General features: G+C 67.6%; 14 protein-coding genes. 7 read left to right on the top strand and 7 right to left on the bottom strand.

The window, feature by feature from the left end:
- Positions 1-45: 45 nt before the first annotated feature.
- Together DESFRDRAFT_RS14395 and DESFRDRAFT_RS14400 are read right to left on the bottom strand one after the other, a co-directional pair.
- Positions 46-675: a hypothetical protein gene (locus DESFRDRAFT_RS14395; protein WP_005995083.1), complete on the bottom strand. Its 630-nt coding sequence runs from the start codon at positions 673-675 to the stop codon at positions 46-48.
- Positions 676-827: 152 nt separating this feature from the next.
- Complete coding sequence (locus DESFRDRAFT_RS14400) at positions 828-1,931, bottom strand: DnaJ domain-containing protein (RefSeq protein WP_005995085.1); 1,104 nt, start codon at positions 1,929-1,931, stop codon at positions 828-830.
- Between the two features lie 280 nt (positions 1,932-2,211).
- Between DESFRDRAFT_RS14400 and DESFRDRAFT_RS14405 the strand changes: the two genes are divergently transcribed.
- Both DESFRDRAFT_RS14405 and DESFRDRAFT_RS14410 read left to right on the top strand, forming a co-directional pair.
- A complete protein-coding gene (locus tag DESFRDRAFT_RS14405) occupies positions 2,212-2,679 on the top strand; it encodes a chemotaxis protein CheX (RefSeq protein WP_005995087.1) in 468 nt (155 codons plus the stop codon).
- Between the two features lie 146 nt (positions 2,680-2,825).
- A complete protein-coding gene (locus DESFRDRAFT_RS14410; RefSeq protein WP_005995089.1) occupies positions 2,826-4,778 on the top strand; it encodes a protein-disulfide reductase DsbD family protein in 1,953 nt (650 codons plus the stop codon).
- An 81-nt stretch (positions 4,779-4,859) separates the two neighbouring features.
- Here DESFRDRAFT_RS14410 and DESFRDRAFT_RS14415 read toward each other — a convergent pair whose 3' ends face one another.
- Complete coding sequence (locus DESFRDRAFT_RS14415) at positions 4,860-5,288, bottom strand: GNAT family N-acetyltransferase (RefSeq protein WP_005995090.1); 429 nt, start codon at positions 5,286-5,288, stop codon at positions 4,860-4,862.
- Between the two features lie 104 nt (positions 5,289-5,392).
- Positions 5,393-6,472: a D-alanyl-D-alanine carboxypeptidase family protein gene (locus DESFRDRAFT_RS14420; RefSeq protein ID WP_005995091.1), complete on the bottom strand. Its 1,080-nt coding sequence runs from the start codon at positions 6,470-6,472 to the stop codon at positions 5,393-5,395.
- Positions 6,473-6,810: 338 nt separating this feature from the next.
- Between DESFRDRAFT_RS14420 and DESFRDRAFT_RS14425 the strand changes: the two genes are divergently transcribed.
- Positions 6,811-8,358, top strand: coding sequence for a sensor histidine kinase (locus tag DESFRDRAFT_RS14425; protein WP_233489618.1), 1,548 nt, complete (start codon positions 6,811-6,813; stop codon positions 8,356-8,358).
- 219 nt (positions 8,359-8,577) lie between these two features.
- On the opposite strand, the gene DESFRDRAFT_RS14430 is transcribed toward DESFRDRAFT_RS14425, so the two are convergent.
- Complete coding sequence (locus tag DESFRDRAFT_RS14430; RefSeq protein WP_005995094.1) at positions 8,578-9,012, bottom strand: hypothetical protein; 435 nt, start codon at positions 9,010-9,012, stop codon at positions 8,578-8,580.
- Positions 9,013-9,126: 114 nt separating this feature from the next.
- Between DESFRDRAFT_RS14430 and DESFRDRAFT_RS14435 the strand changes: the two genes are divergently transcribed.
- The 4 genes from DESFRDRAFT_RS14435 to DESFRDRAFT_RS14450 all read left to right on the top strand — a co-directional run bounded on the left by DESFRDRAFT_RS14435 (position 9,127) and on the right by DESFRDRAFT_RS14450 (position 13,539).
- Complete coding sequence (locus DESFRDRAFT_RS14435) at positions 9,127-10,158, top strand: cobalt-precorrin 5A hydrolase (protein ID WP_005995095.1); 1,032 nt, start codon at positions 9,127-9,129, stop codon at positions 10,156-10,158.
- The gene (cobJ, locus tag DESFRDRAFT_RS14440; protein WP_043794959.1) at positions 10,065-10,904 is read left to right on the top strand and encodes a precorrin-3B C(17)-methyltransferase; all 840 of its coding nucleotides are present in this window, start codon (positions 10,065-10,067) and stop codon (positions 10,902-10,904) included. The genes DESFRDRAFT_RS14435 and cobJ overlap by 94 nt, the downstream gene beginning before the upstream one ends.
- 120 nt (positions 10,905-11,024) lie before the next feature.
- Positions 11,025-11,408: a cytochrome c3 family protein gene (locus tag DESFRDRAFT_RS14445; protein WP_005995097.1), complete on the top strand. Its 384-nt coding sequence runs from the start codon at positions 11,025-11,027 to the stop codon at positions 11,406-11,408.
- A 79-nt stretch (positions 11,409-11,487) separates the two neighbouring features.
- Positions 11,488-13,539, top strand: coding sequence for a coiled-coil domain-containing protein (locus tag DESFRDRAFT_RS14450; RefSeq protein ID WP_005995098.1), 2,052 nt, complete (start codon positions 11,488-11,490; stop codon positions 13,537-13,539).
- A 206-nt stretch (positions 13,540-13,745) separates the two neighbouring features.
- Here DESFRDRAFT_RS14450 and DESFRDRAFT_RS14455 read toward each other — a convergent pair whose 3' ends face one another.
- Both DESFRDRAFT_RS14455 and DESFRDRAFT_RS14460 read right to left on the bottom strand, forming a co-directional pair.
- Positions 13,746-15,998 carry a DUF3536 domain-containing protein gene (locus DESFRDRAFT_RS14455; RefSeq protein WP_005995099.1) on the bottom strand — a complete coding sequence of 751 codons (2,253 nt, stop codon included), beginning with the start codon at positions 15,996-15,998 and terminating at the stop codon, positions 13,746-13,748.
- 8 nt (positions 15,999-16,006) lie between these two features.
- Positions 16,007-17,482 (bottom strand): hypothetical protein, encoded by a 1,476-nt coding sequence (locus DESFRDRAFT_RS14460; RefSeq protein ID WP_005995101.1) that lies wholly within the window; start codon positions 17,480-17,482, stop codon positions 16,007-16,009.
- Positions 17,483-17,488 lie beyond the last annotated feature (6 nt).

The following is a 17,488-nucleotide window of genomic DNA, read 5'->3' on the forward strand; positions in this document are numbered from 1 at the left end:
AAACTTTTTGAAAAAAGTTTCCCCCTGGACCCCCTTCAAAAACTTTCAACGGTGCGGGAGGACGGCCGGGTCGTCCGGACCGTGGTCCAGCTCGATATCCCCCGCCTCGCCCATGGCCAAAAGCAGGGCCATGCCTCCGCATTGGCGGCTGACCGCCGTCGGCGACCAGACATGGTCGGCCACGTACTTCCCGGAGGTGTAGGCCGTGGTGAAGCTCCACAGGTAGGGGCTCGGCACGCTTGGCCGCCGCAGCCGGTAGCCGAAGCCGTTGTAGCGTTCAAGAACGTAGGCCGTGCCCGGTACGGACCAATCGTCCCAGGCATCGAGATGCTGCAGGCAAAGCGCATCAATGGCGCTTTCCTCCCAGGTGAAAGGCGGTTCCCCGTCCACTGGGCGTCCACGCGGCACGCGCGCCGTGCGCGCGGTCAGCGGATCGCCGTTGTGCAGATGGCGGGTGAAGTCCTGGCCGGATTCCAGGCTGTGCAGGATGCCGACCACGTGGGCGGGCACGCCGGTCGCCGTCGACACGGCCCGGTAGCGGGCCATGGGGGCCTCGGCCCAGATGCGCGCCGCCAGCCGGGAAACCAGGGCCGCCCGTTCGGGACGGATGGCGGCCTTTGTGAAGATTGCCCGATATTCCCGAGACAATTGGTCGGTGAGAGCCAGACGCGACATGGAAACCTCTCCGGTTGCGGGTTGCATGCTGCCGCAACCTTATGAGTCCATGCGGGGGACGCGGCGTCAAGAGGGGACAAGGGGAACGGGTCCGCAAAACGGGCGGTCAAAAGCGGACAAACGGCAAAAGAGGCGCGGGAGCGCGCGAAGAGCTACACCGCCCAGGCGGTGCTGGCCCGGCGGCCGGCGGAAAAGCGCATGGCCATCTCGTAGGCCACGTTGACGTCTTTCATGGCCTCCTCGTCGCCGCCGAGATCGGGATGGTAGAGGCGGGCCATGTGGCGGTAAGCCACTTTGATCTCGTCCACGGAGCAGGGGTAATCCAGGCACAGGATGTCGTAGGCGCACTTGAGGTTCATGCCGCCCCGGCGGGCCAGCGCCCTGGCCCGGGACTGCCTGTCCTCGTCCAGGCGAAACCCCTGCTGGTTCGCCCGCCGCGACGTGGTGGCGCGGTCGGCCCGCGCCCGGCTCGAGCCGGCCTGGGCGGACGCGCCCGAGGCCCCGAAGCGGGTTTCGCGCCGTTCGCCGCCGCCCGAGGAGGTGGTCCGGGAGGTGTTCTCGGTCCGGGAGCGTTCCCGGGAGGATGCCCCGGCCGCGCCCTGGGACCGCGAGGAGGCGGAACCGTTGCGCGAGGACCAGCGGTTCTCGCCGGCCCGCTCCTTGTCGCCCGAAGCGGCGGAAGCGCGAAAACGGGAGTTGGACGCCCCGGCCTCGTTGCCGGCGCTCGAACGGAAGGAGCGCCCCTGGCCGGCCTCGGCCCGCGTGTCGCCGGCCCCGGCGCGGGACCAGGAGTGGAACCGCTCGGAACCGGCCGATGTCGCGCCGGCATGGGAACTCCCCGATGCGCCCGAGGGCCTGGACGCCCCGGCCTGCCCGGAACCGCCCGTCGCGCCCGAGGCATGGGTGCGGCCGGCTCCGGTCGCGGTCTTGTGGAAGCCGCCGGAAGCCCCGTGCGCGGCGCGACCGGCGGAAGCGCCGGCCGATGCGCCCTGGCCGCGAAAGGTCTGCTGCTGCCCCGACGCGGATTGCGCCCTGGACCGAAAATCGTGGCGCCCGTCAGCGCCGGTCGCGCCGCTGTGGGATCGGCCGCCGTTACGGGCCATTTTCAGGTTACGCAGGACTTCCTGGAGATGGACGAGAATTTCCTGAAGGATGGTGCGGGTGCGGTTGAGCTGGAGTTCCAGGGCCTGCCAATCCGTGCCGCCCGATGCGGGCCCGGCCCCGTAACTTGTCCGACCTTGCGCCTGTCTGTACATGATTGCCGCCCGCGCCCCTTCGCAAATACCGCCAACGCGCTCCGAACACCCGCAAAAGGAACACGCAACGACTTGGTATCTCAGACATTCTTGAATAAAAACAACAAGGTTCCCTAGTATTTCTACGCAATAGCCGCTTGCAGCGCAAGGCGTATTTCCCGGGCCGATCGGCCGCCCTGACCGCTAGTGACAGGCGACTTGGTTTTGATGTAAGCCTATGCGCGATACGACATAAGCCTTCTCGCCGGCCCCAGGCCTCGCGAGCAATTCGAGGAAGCCCATGAAACCGACCGATGCCGAAGTCGCCAAGCCCTTCGTCGACGCCACCAAGCACGTCCTCACCATGATGGCCCAGCTCGATCCCAAGGCCGGCAAACCCTATGTCAAGAAAGTCGATGCGGCGACCGGCGACGTCTCCGCCGTGGTCGGCCTGACAGGCGACCGTAACGGCAGCATTTCCATCAGCTTTTCTAAAAAATGCGCCATCGCCGTGGTCAAGAACATGCTTGGCGACGACATCGCCGACATCATCCAGGACGCCAAGGACGCCGTGGGCGAAATCACCAATATGATCTCGGGACAGGCCCGGGCGGGCTTAAGCCAGCTCGGCCTCAACCTGTCCTCGTCCACGCCGACCGTCATTTTCGGCGACAACCACACCATCAGCCACATCACCTCCGGAACGGTGGTGGCCATTCCGTTCACGACGGAACACGGGGATTTCACCCTGGAGTTCTGTTTCGAGTGATCAAGCCCGGCCGCCGCGCCCGTCCGCCCGCCCGGCCGCCTCGCGCGTCCCGGCAGGCCTGGCGGCGGCCGAAAGTCGACGCCATGGTCGTCCCCGCAGCCGTATCGCCCAGGACGCGGACCACGCGTCCCCACTTCCCCACCATCATGCGTGCAACCAAAATTCAGACCCTTTTCCTCGTACTTCTTCTGCTCTCCTGGCTGCCGATCACGGCGGCGACAAGCCGGGCCGCTCTGCCGGAAGCGGCCAAGCCCACGGAGGAGCTGCTCCCGGCCAGCCTTGAAACCGCATTGTACCGCCTTCCCGAAGGCGATCCTTCCGGCAAGGTGCTGGCTGTCCTGACCCTTGTTTCCGCTCCGGGCTGGCATGCCTACGCCGTGGGCCCGGCGGCCTCCGGCCAGTCGGCCCAGGCTTCGCTCCGGGCCGGGGACGCCACGGCCGTGGCGCTTTTTCCGCCCGGCACGCCTCAGCCCGATACCTTGCAGCCGGATAAGAACGTGTTGGTCTACGAGGGCAAGACCACCATTTTCGTGCCGATTTCCGAGACCATGTTCCATGCCCCGGCCTTAACCGGCACCATGCGGGTCTTTTCCTGTTCGGCCACGAGCTGCTGGCCGTCCACGCTGCCGGTTTCCATCCCGCTTTCCGGCCGTGACGCGCAATCCCTGCCCCCGGCCGAATCCGCGCCCTGGTGGCCGCTTTTCTCGGCGCTTCGCAGCGCCGCCCTGGCCATGCCCTCGGCCGCCTGCCCCGAACCGACCCATCCGGGCGTTCCCCGGCACGACGCCCGCCAGGACGCCGCCGGAAAGGCCGCCCCATCGTCGGACATCCCGGACTTGACGCCGCGCTTTTTCACCCCGGCCCTGGAAGTGTCGGGATTGCTCAAGGCCGCTCTGCTCGCCTTTTTGGCCGGGCTCATTCTCAATTTCATGCCCTGCGTGCTGCCCGTGGTCAGCCTCAAGCTCTCGGGGCTGCTGGCCATAAGCGGCGAGGAAGGCAAGGCCGAGCGCCGCCGCATCCTGCGCGAGCACAATTTCTTTTTCGCGCTCGGCATCGTGCTCTACTTCCTGCTTTTAAGTCTGGTGCTCGGCGCGTTCGGCCTGGCCTGGGGCGAGATGTTCCAGTCCTCGGCCCTGGCCGTGGTGGTTGCGACGGTGCTGTTCGCCTTGTCCCTAAGCCTGTTCGGGGTGTTCCACCTGCCGGTGGTGGATTTGAAGATTTCCTCGGGCGGCCGGGGCCATACCCGTCGCGGCGCGTTTCTCACCGGCATGCTGACCACGCTTTTGGCCACGCCGTGCAGCGGTCCCTTTCTGGGCGGCGTTTTGGCCTGGACCCTGCTCCAGCCGCTGCCCGTGGTCATGACCGTCTTTGCCGCCATCGGGCTCGGCATGGCCTCCCCGTACGGCGTGCTGGCGATGTGGCCCCGGCTGGTGCGCTTCCTGCCCCGGCCCGGGGCCTGGATGCAGGGGCTGGAAAAGGCCATGGCCTTCCTCCTGGCCGCGACCTGCCTCTATTTCCTGGCCCTGCTGCCCTCGCACCGCGTTCTGCCGGCCCTGCTCGCGCTTTGGGCCACGGGCCTTGGCGCGTTCATCTTCGGCAAAAGCGGCCATCTGGCCCGGGGACGCCTGCAACGGCTCGGCATGATCGCCGCCGCCCTGGTCATCACCGGCGGCGGGCTGGCCTTCGCCCTGACCTACGCCCCGGCCGCACAAGCCCAGTGGGTGGAATACACGCCCGAGGCCTTTGCCGAACGCCTGGGCAAGGACAACCTGGTTCTGGATTTCACCGCCGACTGGTGCCCGACCTGCAAGCTCCTGGAGCGCACGGTGCTGACCCCGGACCGGCTCACCTCATGGTCGGGCCAGGGCAAGGTGGTGTTCATGAAGGTGGACCTCACCCGCCAGACCCCGCCGGCCATGGCCCTGCTGCGGGCGCTCGGCAGCCAGTCCATCCCGGTGGCCGCCTTTTTCCCGGCCGGCAGCGAGGCCAAATCGCCGCTGGTCCTGCGCGACCTCTACACCGCCCGGCAGTTCGAGCAGGCGCTTGACGAGGCCTTCGGCAAGCTGACGGGCAAGCGACTCGAAGCGAAAAATCCCTGACGCCGACGCGCCCCGGCGCATTTCGTCCTGGGAAAAAACCTTTCCCTAGCCTCCTCCCCCCCCCTCGTTCCCCGAACCACCCTACAGGCGTTTTTTGAAGCCGGCGGATTTGAAATATCCCTGGGCCGTGTAAAACGCCTGGGCATCCTCCCGGCCGGGGCCGGACACGAGCATGAGGTAGAAGCAATCCCGAGCCCTGGCCCGGCGCTCGATTTCCGCCAGCAACCGCCGCCCCACGCCCCGCCGCCTGTGCCGCGCGGCCACGATCACGTTTTCCACCACCATGAACGGCCGGCACGGGCCGACCACGTCCAGGCAGACCACGCCCATGAGCGCGCCCACCAGTTCGCCCTCCCCGGAGACGGCTCCGAGCAGATGGTAGTCGGGGCTCGCGTCCATGCGGGAAAAAACGGCGGCCATATGCGCCGTATCCTGCGGCAGCCGCGACAGGGTTTCATAAAGCCCGGCCAAAGCCGGCAGTTGCTCGACCGTGATGTCCGCCACGCGCATGACAGGCCTCCGCAAGGTTTGCCCAAGCAAACCACAGAGCCGGCCGAAAAAAAAGGGAACGCCCGAAGCGTTCCCCAAAATCATCCGACACGTAACCGAAATGCCTACGGCAGCGCCGGCGTGACGGGAGGCGGCGGGGGGGTGGCGGCCAGCACCTTGTTGTCCTTGGCGGATTTCTGGGCGGCCACGATCTTGAAGCCTTTGTCCAGGAGCTTGGACGTCTCGCGCAGGCGCACGCCGGCGCTGCGCGAACCGAGGACCACCCCGATCAACCGGGTATCGCCGCGCTTGGCCGTGGCGATGATGTTGTAGCCCGAGGCGCAGACGAAGCCGGTCTTGAGGCCGTCCGCGCCCTCGTAGCGGCCGAGCAGCGCGTTGGCGTTGTGGCGCTGGCGGTTGTTGTGGGTGAAAAACTGCATGGAGTGGATGGTCAGCGCCTTGGGGAACTGCTCCAGATAGGCGCTGGCCAGGCGCAGCATGTCCCGGGCCGTGGTGACCTGCCCGTCGGCCGGCAGGCCGTTGGGGTTCATGAACCGGGAACGGGTCATGCCCAGGCGCTGGGCCGTATCGTTCATGACGTTGACGAAGGCGTCGGGATTGCCGTTTTCCAGGTACTCGGCCATGGCCATGCAGGCGTCATTGGCCGAGGCCACGGCGATGCCCTTGATCAGTTCCGTGACCTTGACGGATTCGCCGGCGCGCAGGCGCATGTTCGAACCGCCCTGGCTGGCGGCGCGCTGCGACACCTCGACCACGTCCCAGGGGTGCAGCTTTCCCTGACGGATGGCGTCGAAAATGATATAGAGGGTGAGGATCTTGGTCAGGGACGCCGGGGGGATCTGGACGTCGGGGTTCTGCTCGTAGAGCAGTCCGCCGGTGTTCATGTCCCACAGCATGGCCGATTTGACGGTCAGCCGCGGCACCGTGCACACGCCGATATCGCCTTCCTCGTTCTCGGACTCGCGCAGGGCGGGAGCGGCGGCCTTTTTGGCCCGGCGGGGCTTCTTGGATTTCTTGCGGGACGTCTTGGACGATTTGGCGGACTTGGCCGCCTTGCCGTCCTTGTCGTGCGCGGCATGGGAGGACCGCTTGGCCAGGGCCAGGCCCTCGCCGCAAAGCGGCGCGGCCACCAGCGAAAAAACGGCCGCGAGGATTACCAGGAAGACGCGAAAGGAATGCTGCATGCGACGCAAGTCCCCTTGATACGCCTCGGCCCGGCCGACCCGCCCGGGCGCTGGGCGACGCGGCAAAAGCGGCGAACATGGCGTTCGCGCCTTCTACCCGCGCCGGTTTGGAATGTCAAAAGCCCGGAGCGCGGCCGTTGCGCCCAGGGCGACCTTGCCGTAGTATCAATGGATGGCGGGAGCGAGGTCCTGGCCGCGATCCGCAACCACCTGGAGCCCCGACATGGTTCGTTCGACAATTCTCCTGATCCTTTGCGCCCTTTGCCTCCTCGCCTCGTGCAGCGGGACGCGGACGGCCTCCAACCTGGAAGTGCGCACCACAGGCGATGCCCGCGTCTATGGAGTCTACACGAGTGGTTCTTACGGCGGCGGCCGGCGCTAAGCGCGAAAACATGACCGATCATTTCGACTTTCCCGATATCCAGGAACGCCTGCAAAAGCTCGAAGAGGCTTTTGCCGACCACAATTCCTACCAGTTCCGCAAGACCGTGGCCGAATTGCGCCGGGCGATCAAGATGCGGGCCAATGCCGAGGCGCTGTCCCGGGCCGAACTGCTCGACGCCCGCAAGGAAAACGAGCGCAACCGCAAGCAAAGCCTGGATCTGCAAACCAAGCTCAAGACCGTGGTCGACCGCTTCGAAGGCAGCTTCACCGCCTTCGAGAAGTTCCGCAAGGCCATCCGCGTGGTGGAACTCATGCGCGGCCACGAGGACCTGCCCGCCATCCTGGACCGCATCCAGGACCTCTTCGGCCTGCGCACGGTCAGCCTCATCCTCGACGCGGCCGAGTTCGCCTCCTTCGACCCGCCCGGAGCCCGGCTGGCCGACCTGGACGCCATGCGCAAGGCCCTGTCCGAACTCATGCCCGGGGTCGCCACGCCCGGCTCCTTCATGTGCCCCATACGCGACGTGCCGGACCCGGAATTCTTCTTCGGCCGGGGCTTTTGCGCCGAGCGCAAGGTGCTTCTGCTCGGGTCCTGCTTCATCTCGCCCCTGCGCGACAAGTTCGGCCCCCAGCGCCTGATCGGCATCCTGAGCTTCTTCGATTCCAACCCCGACCGCTACACCCGCGAGAAGGGCTCGGAATTCGCCTCCCATTTCGCCGACATCCTCGGCTACACCATCGTCGACATCACGGACCGCAAAAAGGCCGAACGCCTGCGCGAGGACGTGGAGCGCATGACCCGCCACGACCTCAAGTCGCCGCTGACCGCCGTGCTCACCCTGCCCCAGCTTCTGCGCCGCGACGGCAACCTGACCGAGCGCCAGACCGACATGCTGAGCCTCATGCAGCACGCCGGCTACCGCATGCTCAACATGATCAACCAGTCCCTGGACCTCTACCGCATGGAGCGCGGCGTCTACGAACTGACGCCGCAAAAGGTGGACCTGCTCCCCATCCTCGACAACATCGCCGGGGAACTCCACAGCGTCATCGAGGAGCACGGCCTGACCCTGGACATCCTGGTGCGCGGCGAGGCGCGCGCCGCCGGGGACACGTTCGTCGTGCGCGGCGAGGAAATGCTCCTTTACACCATGCTCTCGAACCTGGTGAAAAACGCCTTGGAAGCCTCCCCGCCCGGGGAACGCGTGACCGTGGAGCTGGCCGAAGGCAAGACCCTCGCCATGGCGATCAAGAACGCCGGCGCGGTGCCGCAGCAGATCCGGGCCACCTTTTTCGAAAAATACGCCACGGCCGGGAAAAAGGACGGCACCGGGCTCGGCACCTACGGCGCGAAGCTCATCGCCGAAACCCACGGCGGCAAAATCGCCATGCACACCTCCGAGGCCGCCGGCACCGCCGTCACCGTCTTCTTCCCCAAACCCCGCGCCGCCAAGGCCCAGGCCGCGCCGGAACCCCGCACCGCCGTCAACGCCGGCGATTAGGGGAGTATTTTGTAAGATGGAACCGGGGGGAAACCTTTCTTGCGGAAAGGTTCTCCCCCCGGGCCCCCTTTCCAAAGACTTTCAATAGTTACAGGATGCTGGCGTCACATCACCCCTAGCCGTTAAAAGTTTTGGGGAGGGGAGAGCGCGAGAGGGGAACCCTTTTTTCAAAAAGGGTTACCCTCTCGCGCTTTTCGCGCTTTCCCTTCCCCAAGAGCCTCACGCCTGGGCGGTGAGCATGGGGGCGGAGCGGGAGGCGGTTGCTTCGCCGTTTCGGGCGTAGGCGCGCAGGCCGCGATTGCGGGCGGCGTCGGATGTCGTCTGGCCGGAGGCGGACGTTGTGGTGGCGGTGGAGCCCGTTTCGGAAGCGGTGACGCTCACGGCCACAGCCGCCTGGCGGGCCAGGGCCTGTCCCTGGCCGGCGAAATCGCGTCCGGGGGTGGACGCGCCGTCCCGCGAGGATTCGCCGGCCGGCACCGGTTCGCTGCCCACGGCGGCGGCTTCCTGGACGGGAGGCACGGCCGCGACGGCCTGCGGAGTGTTCATGCCTGTAGCGGCGGAGGCCGCCCGAACCGGCGGATCGGGCACGACCGGAGCCTGGGCCGCGTAGAGCCCCAACACCCCGTAACCGCCGCTGTCCACCGCATCGATCATGGCTGTCTCCGCAAGAGGTCCACATTACGGACGGACCATTCCTTATCCAAGAGCCTTATCGGCCGCCCCCGCAATCTTCTTTAGCCCCGCCGCAAAAAAGCGTATGAGCCTCCCATGCCGCAATCACGACCGGCCGTGTACGCCGTCACCCGCAAAGGAGCCGACCTCGGCCGCCGGCTGGCCGAAACGCTGGAAGCCGACCTTTTCGTTCCCGACCGTCTGGCCACGGAAACCGGAGCCAGGGGCTATGCCGCCCTGGGCGAACTTGTCGCCGCGACGTTTCAGGCGCGCCCGGCCCATGTGTTCGTGTGCGCCTGCGGCATCGCCGTGCGGGCCATCGCCCCGCATCTTCAGGACAAATACAGCGATCCGGCGGTGATCTGCCTGGACGACGCCGGCACTTTCGCCATAAGCCTGCTGTCCGGGCATTGCGGCGGAGCCAACGCCCTGGCCCGGGAGGCCGCCGCCTGCGTCGGCGCCGTGCCGGTGGTCACCACGGCCACGGACGCCGCCGGCGCGCCGGCCGTGGAGCTGCTGGCCCGGGAACGCGGCCTTGCGCTGGACAATCCGCAGGCCACCCGCCGCATAAACGCCGTGCTGGCGGCCGGGGGGCCGGTGGCCGTGTTCGATCCGCTGGGGCTTTTCCCTGTGGACGATCCGGCGAAGGCCCGGTTTTTCGTCTGGGTGGCCGCGCCCGAACCGCCCGAGCCGGATATGCCGCTGGTGGTGGTGGACTGGCGGCAGGGCCGGCCGGCCCCGGACAGGCTTTATTTGCGCCCCAAGGCGCTTGCGGTCGGAGTGGGCTGTCGGCGGGGAGCCCCGGCGGCCGAGATCCTGGGACTCATCGAACGGGTGTGCCGGGAACGCGGCATTTCCCCGGCCAGCATCGGGGCGATCGCCTCCATCGCGGCCAAGCGCGACGAGGCGGGCATCCTCCAGGCCGCCGCCAGGCTCGGGGCGCGGACGATTTTCTACGAAGCGGACGAACTGGCCGCCGTGGCTGTTCCCCATCCGTCGGCCACGGTGCAACAACACATGGGAACGGGAAGCGTATGCGAAGCGGCGGCGATACTGGCATCGAGCGGGGGCAGGCTGCTGGTCCCCAAAACGGCGACGAAACGCGCCACGGCGGCCGTGGCCGTCTGACGGTGGTCGGGCTTGGCCCGGGCGATGCGGCCCTGCTCGCGCCCATGGCGGCCGAAGCACTCGGGAGGGCCGAAATGGTGGCCGGATACGCCACCTACATCGACCTCGTGCCGCCGGAGCTGCTCGCCGGCAAGGACGTGACCGCGACGGGCATGACCGGCGAGGTGGCCCGCTGCCGGGCGGCCCTGGAAGCGGCGGCGGCGGGAAAGCGCGTGGCCCTGGTCTCGAGCGGCGACGCCGGGGTCTACGGCATGGCCGGGCTGGCACTCGAAATGCTCGAAGCCATGGCGCTTGCCGACCGGGTGGATTTCGACGTCGTGCCGGGCATTCCGGCCGTGTGCGCGGCGGCGGCCCTGCTCGGCGCGCCGCTCACCCACGATTTCGCCGTGGTCAGCCTGTCGGACCTGCTCACGCCCATGGAGGCCATCCGCCGCCGGCTGGACGCGGCCCTGGCCGCCGATTTCGTGCTGGCCCTTTACAACCCCCGCTCCCGGCGGCGCGCCGGCTACCTGGAGGAGGCGCTGGCCCTGGCGGGGCGGCACCGCGACGCGCAATCGCCCGTCGGCATGGTCAAAAACGCCTTTCGCCCGGGCCAGGAAATCCGGGTCACCCCCCTGGCCGAGGCCGACCCGGCCTTTGCCGACATGCTGACCCTGGTCGTGATCGGCAACGCCGCGACGCGCATGGCCGCCGGGCGCATGCTCACCCCGCGCGGCTATGCCGCGAAATACACCCTGGACGGCTGATTTCCCTACTCTTTCGGACTGAAATCTTCCGTCTTTTCCGGGCGATGCACCTTGACAGGCTGTTGGGGCTGGTCGTACACACCCTATGTGAAAAATTATTCTTGGAAGGAGGTGTGAGGGATGAGAAAGGCGTTGTTTACGATTCTCGCTTGCATGGCATTGGTCGGCTTCGTGGGCCTGCCCATGCTGCAAGCCGTGGAAGCTCCGGCGGACATGAAGATCAAGGCACCGGAAGGTTACAGCAAGGTCACCAAGACCGAAGTGGCGTTTTCCCACAAGGGCCATGCCAAGATCGACTGCAAGATGTGCCACCACAAGGGTGAAGCCACCCAGAAATGCTCCGCTGCCGGCTGCCACGACAGCAAGGACAGCAAGGACAAAGCCAGCGAGCATTCCTTCTACAAGGCTTTTCACGACATGAAGAGCCCGCACAGCTGCATCGGCTGCCACAAGAAGGAAGCCAAGGGCCCGACCAAGTGCCCCGAGTGCCATCCGAAGGCTTAATTGTGCCTTGGCGGGGCCGGGCGCCTATCCCCCGACCCCGCCTCCATATTTTTGACGCCGCATCCGGCCGAGGTATCCCATGCCGACCGACAAACCTCTTTCCGAAACCGACGACGACATCATCGATCTGACCGATCTCGTCGAAGAGGGGAGCGGCGGCGGCGATGCCGGCGACGACGCCCCCGTGGACATGAGCTTCGAGCAGGAGCTCGAGGACCTGTTCGGCGACGCCGAGCCCACCCCGGCCCAATCCGCCGCGCCGGCCGATACGGCCGACGACGCGGGCGGGGACGACGCCATCGACCTCACCGGCCTCGAAGTCGAGGAAGCGCCCGAGAAGCCCGCCGAGGACGAGGACGCCATCGATCTGGCCGGCCTGGGCGTCGACGAGGACGAGGCGCCCGCCGCCGCGGAAGCTCCGGCCCCGGGCGCCGAAGAGGAGGCCATGGCCGACCTCTTCGGCGACGACGCCGCAAAGGCCGAAGGCGACGACCTCCTGGCCCAGTTCGATGCCGCCAAGGAGCCCGCCGCCGAAGCGCCCGCCACGGACGAAGCCTTGGCGGAAGGCGAAGCGGACGAGGCCCTGGATATTTCCGACATGGCGCTGTCAGCCCTCGAGTCCGAAACACCGGCGGGCAAGGAGCCCGGCGAGGCCCCGCAGCTTGAACCGAGCATGGACGACCTGCTCGGCGATCTGCCTCCGGCCCCGGAGGGTGCCCCGGCCGAGGCCGGCGGCCCCGATCTGGCGGAACTCGCCACCATCGAGGAGACTTCGGCCGCCCCGGCGGCCGCCACGGCGGCCGCCGCCGGAGCCATCGATCTGGCCGCCCTGGACAAGCTCATCGATACGGCCAAGGGGCCGGTCCCGAAAGCGCCTGAAGAGGAAGCCGCCGACGCCGGCCGCCTCAACGCCCTGGCCGAACGCATCGACGCCCTGGAAACTTCCACCGCCACGTTGTGCGACAAGGTCGAATCCCTGCCCACGGCCGCCGACGGCGACGCTTTGGCCGACGCCCTGTCGGCGCGGCTGGAAGACGCCCTGGCCGAACGCCTGGAAGCGATCATGGCCGGCCAGCCCACGCCGGACCACGAAGCGCTCAAGACGGAAATTCTCCACGCAGCGGAAGAGCATGGGGCCGCCGCCCGGGACGCGATGCTGGCCGAGGTGCGCCAGTCCCTGACCCGGCTGGAATCCCTCACCCAGGAGCAGCAGGGACGGTTCACGGATTTCGCCGCGACCATGGAGACCCGGCTGGCCGAGATCACCCGCGATTTGCCGCAGCCCGATGAATTCGCCACCAAGGACAGCCTCTCCGCCAGCCTGGAAGCGCTCGGCGAAACGCTTTCCCGCGACATCGCCGGCAAGCTCGACGAGCGCCTGACCGAACTGCGCCGGGAACTGCGCGAGACGCTCAGCACCGAGTTGGCGTCGACCCTGGACGAGCGCTTCGCCGAAGCCCTGGAATCGGCCAAGCAGGCCGCCCGGCAGGAAGTCGAGGCCCTCGGCGAGATGCTGACCGGCCGCATCGAAGCCCTGGAATCCGAACGCCAGGACTCCGAAGCGCGCCTCGCGGCCATGACCGAGGACGTGACCGGCCAGGTGCGCGATGCCCTCGCCCCTTCCCTCACGGCCCTCGAGGCCAAGGCGGACCGCGCGGATATCGACGCGGCCCTGGCCCCCGCCCTTGAAGCCCTTGCGACCAAATTGGACAAGGCGGACCTCGACGCCGCTCTGGAGCGACTCGAAGCCAAGGCGGACCGCGCGGATATCGACGCGGCCCTGGCCCCCGCCCTCGAAGCCCTTGCGACCAAATTGGACAAGGCGGACCTCGACGCCGCTCTGGAGCGACTCGAAGCCAAGCCGGATCAGGCCGGCCTTGACGCCGCCATCGACGCGGCCATCGCTCCCGCCCTGGAGGGCCTTGCGGCCAAACTGGACAAGACGGAACTCGACGCGACCCTGGAGCCCCTGCGCGGGCGACTGGAAGCCGCGCTCGGCAAAGAGGAGCTCGACACGGCCATACACGCCCTGCGCGAGGAAATGGCGGCCGACATCAAAAAGCTCGTGCCCAAGGCCGCCGCCGACGTGATCCGCGAAGAGATCACCGCCCTGGCCAAAGAATTGCTGTAGAAAAGAAAGAGAAGATGAGATGCGAGAGGGGGACCCTTTTTGAAAAAAGGGTCCCCCTCTCGCGCTCTCCCCTCCAAAAAACTTTTAACGATTACAGCATGTTATCGTTAACGACCTGTCACCGTTAAAAGTCTTTGGAAAGGGGGTCCGGGGGGAAACTTTTCTACAGAAAAGTTTCCCCCCGGCTCTTTTCCCCTCCCCTACACCTACACTACGAATCCCAAGGCACCGGCCAGGATGGCTGTGGAGCCGGCGAAGGGGCGGCGTTCCCACAGGGCGTTCTGGGCGGCCCACCAGTCCGGGTGCAGGTCCAGGTCGGCGGTCCGGGCGACCAGCCGGGCCAGCTTGCGGCAGTCCGGGTCCGGCTCGGCCGCGCGTCGGGCGGTTTCGGCGGCCAACCGCGCCTCCAGGGCCGCCTTGACCGGCGAATTGCGCCCGGCCTCGATCAGGAAAAGCCGCAGCAGCGCCTCGCGCTTTGCCGGCAGCGGCAAATCGAACACCTCGTGCCACAAGAGCCCCGGCCACAGGTGCAGCCACAGGGGCGCGAGATTGAGCGTATTCTGGGCTTCCTGCAGCTCGGTGACGAGTTTCCTTGCCGTGGCGGCCTGGGCCAGCATGGCGGCAAAGAAGGCGTCCTCGGCGTGGCGGGCGAAGGCATCGGCCAGGGCTTGCCGCTTGTTGACGGGAAGGCCCACGTCGCGGAAGCACACCCCCTCCTCGGCTCCGCCGCCGGCCGCGACCATGGTCACGCAGCCGTCGAAGGGATCGGCGGTCGCGGCCTGGCGGAAGCTTACGGCGAAATCCTCGGTGGCGGTTTCCAGGTGGTAGCGGATGGAAGCCGTGCCGGGGCGCGCGCCGCCTTCGGGATCATCCAGGCGCACGGTCACCGACACGCCCGGCCAACGGGCCTCGGCGTTTTCGCCGCCCGTCGGCAGGCGTTCCTCCAGGCCGAGGGTGAGCAGGGCCTGGGTGACGAGGGTTTTGGGCGTTTCGCGCCGGGGCCGGACCATGTTTTCCCAGATGTCGCGGCCCGAGCCCATTTCCGGGTCGTTGGAGCGCGCCTTGGCCAGGATGTCCGTGATTTCTGGCTCGGGGTCGGCCATGCCCGTGGCCCGGGCCAGCTCCATGGCCCGCAGGGCGAAGGTCAGGCCATTGACCGGCTCGAGCCGTGAAATCTCGTCGAAAAACCAGGCGCAACTGGCAAAGGAAGCCAGTCCCCAGGCCTGCATGGACAGCAGTTTCCAGGCCGTGCCCCGGGCCGCTTCCGGCAGTTTCGGCGCGAAGTGCGCGGCCTCGAAGGCGGCCGGGGCCATGCTTGCGGCCAGGACCTTCCCGTAGGCCGTAAGCGCCTGGCGGGGATCGGTGAAAAGAGCCTTGCCGGCGGCGAAAAAGTGGGCGTCCAGCCGGGATTTGAGGCGGTTTAAGGCCTCGCGCAGCGGCGCGCGCCATTTCTGGTTGTAGCCCGGATGGCCGCCGTTGGTGCAACCGCAGTCCGAGCGCCAGCGCTCGACGCCGTGGGCGCAGCTCCAGGCCGAGGCCTCGCGAATGCGCACGAACCGCCTGGGCGCATCGGCCTCCAGGTAGGCGGCGTAGTTGGTGAGCGTCAGCCCGTCGCGGCCGGAGCGCGCCTGATCGAGCACGTAGGCCAGGGCCATTTCGCCGAAGGTGAAGTGGTGGCCGTAGGTCTCGCCGTCGGTGGCCAGCGACAAGAGCCCCTCCCCGGCCGCGCCGGAAAGGCGGCGGAAAAACTGCTCGCCGTCGGCCAGAAGCCGCTCGAAGGCCACGGCCTGGGACAGGGGGCCGTGGTAGAAAAAGACCGCCATGGGTTTTCCCGACGGCAAAAGGACCTTGTAGGGCCGGCGGATGTCCAGGGAGCCGGCGTCCACGCCGCGCCAGTTTTCGCCGTCGTCGCTGACGGCCGTGGCCTGGGACGGGGCCAGGATGGTGAAGCGGATGCCGGCGGCGGCCAGGGCTTCGAGGGTCGGCGTGTCCACGGCGGTTTCGGACAGCCACATGCCTTCCGGGTCACGGCCGAAGCGGGACCTGAAATCCTCCACCGCCCAGGCCACTTCGAGCTCCTTGTCCAGGTCCGAGGCCAGGGGCATGATGACGTGGTGGTAGATCTGGGCCAGGGCGTTGCCGTGGCCCAGGCGTTTGACGCTTTCGCGGTCGGCCTCGAGCATGCGGGCGTAGGTGTCCGGGGCCGAGCGGGCCATCCAGGCGAGCAACGTCGGCCCGGCGTTGAAGCTCATCCACTCGTAGCAGTTGAGCAGTTCGACGATGCGTCCCGAACCGTCCAGCCGACGGGCCCTGGCCATGGGCGCGTAGGATTCGCGGCAGATGCGCTCGTTCCAGTGGCGGCTCGGGGCGGCGCTGCCTTCGGGCAAAATGAGCCCGAGCCAGGGATCCTCGCGGGGGGGCTGGTAAAAATGGCCGTGGATACAAAGGGCGCGGTCCATAGGCGGGCTTACTCCTGTCCTTTTTTGCGTTCGATGTCCTCGCCGGCGGCGTCCGGCGCGGCGAAAATTTTCTTGTCCAGGGCGTCGAGCGCCTTGGCGGCGATGCGGCCCTCGCGGTGGCGCAAGAGCGAGGCGTCCACGTAGTGCACCTCCATGGGCCCGACCTTGGGCCGCACCAGGGCGATGGACAGGCCCGGCCAGGACCACTGGTGGATGCGGCCGCCGTCGTCGGACGGCCGGGTTTCGGGCTGCCCGTACTTGGCGCTGTAGGCGGCCAGCACGCGCTTGTAGTCCGAGTCGGGGCCGTCGCTCGAGGCGGCGATGGTCAGCGCCACCCCGGCCAGCCGATTCTGGTCGTAGCCATACAGCACGCTTGCAAGGGGAATATCGCCGAGATGCAGCCGTTCGTCGCCGCGACGGTAATATTTGCGGCCCCGATGGGTGTAGAGATATTCCCCGGCGGGCAGGGCCTGGGGCGGGGAGCCGAAGGCCGCGCCGCGAAACGAGCGTGGCGGATCGCCCTGGGAAAACAGGCGGAAGCCCCCGGAAAGCGCCGGCGGCGCGCCGGCGGCCGTCTCGGCGGCGTCCATGGCGGCGAGCAGCTTGGCGTCGGCGTAACGGATGGTCACGCCGCCGGCCTCCACATCGCGGGAAAGCGCGATCTGGGCCTCGGGCCAGCTCCAGACCAGTTCCTCCTCCAAGGTGGCGGCGATGGCGCGCGGCGGCCCGTATTTGGCGATGTAGGCCCGGCGCAGGGCCTCGAAATCGCCGCCCTCGCCCACCCGCATGACCACGGCGAAAAGCCTGTCCTGAAAAAAGCCGTAGAGGATGTCGGTCAGCCGCAGGTCCCCGAGCTCCAGGCTGTCCCCTGGCCGGCGGTAATAGGCGGCCGCGCCCTCGCGGTAGGCCGGGGTCAGGCCGGGGATGCCGGAAAGCTTCCGGCCGAAGCGCAGGCCCCGGAAGCCGATGGGCCCACGGCGGCGGATATCCTCGGCGCTTTGCCAGACCTCGCGCTCGTCGGCGCTCATTCCCGGCAGATAGAGGTAATCGACCACGGTTTTTCCGTCCCGGGCGAAATGGGACAGAGAAACGGAAAAAAGCGGCCGCCGCCAGACAAGACGCAAGAATCCCGGCGCGCCCTCGCGCGCCGGACGGCCGTACTTGGCGTCATAGGCGGCCACGAGGTCGCCCAACCCTTCACAACCCGCAAGCGTCATGCGCACGAAAAAAAGCGCCCCGCGCGAAAAACCGTAGCGGATGTCCGTGGAACAGGCCTCGCCCAGAAGCGGCTTTTCATTCGGACGGCGGTAAAAAGCCGTGTCGCCGAAGCGGGCCACAAGCTCCATGTCCGGCATGTCGGCCAGAGGCGCGCCAAAGGCCAAGCCGCGAAATTCCGGCTGGGACGCGGATTGGGCCCTGGCCTCGGCGCACCAGCCGAGACACAGCAGGACACAGAGCAGAAAGGCATGGCATCGGCAACCCATGACCGC

Origin of the sequence: Solidesulfovibrio fructosivorans JJ], from assembly GCF_000179555.1 — a bacterium.
GTDB lineage: Bacteria > Desulfobacterota > Desulfovibrionia > Desulfovibrionales > Desulfovibrionaceae > Solidesulfovibrio > Solidesulfovibrio fructosivorans.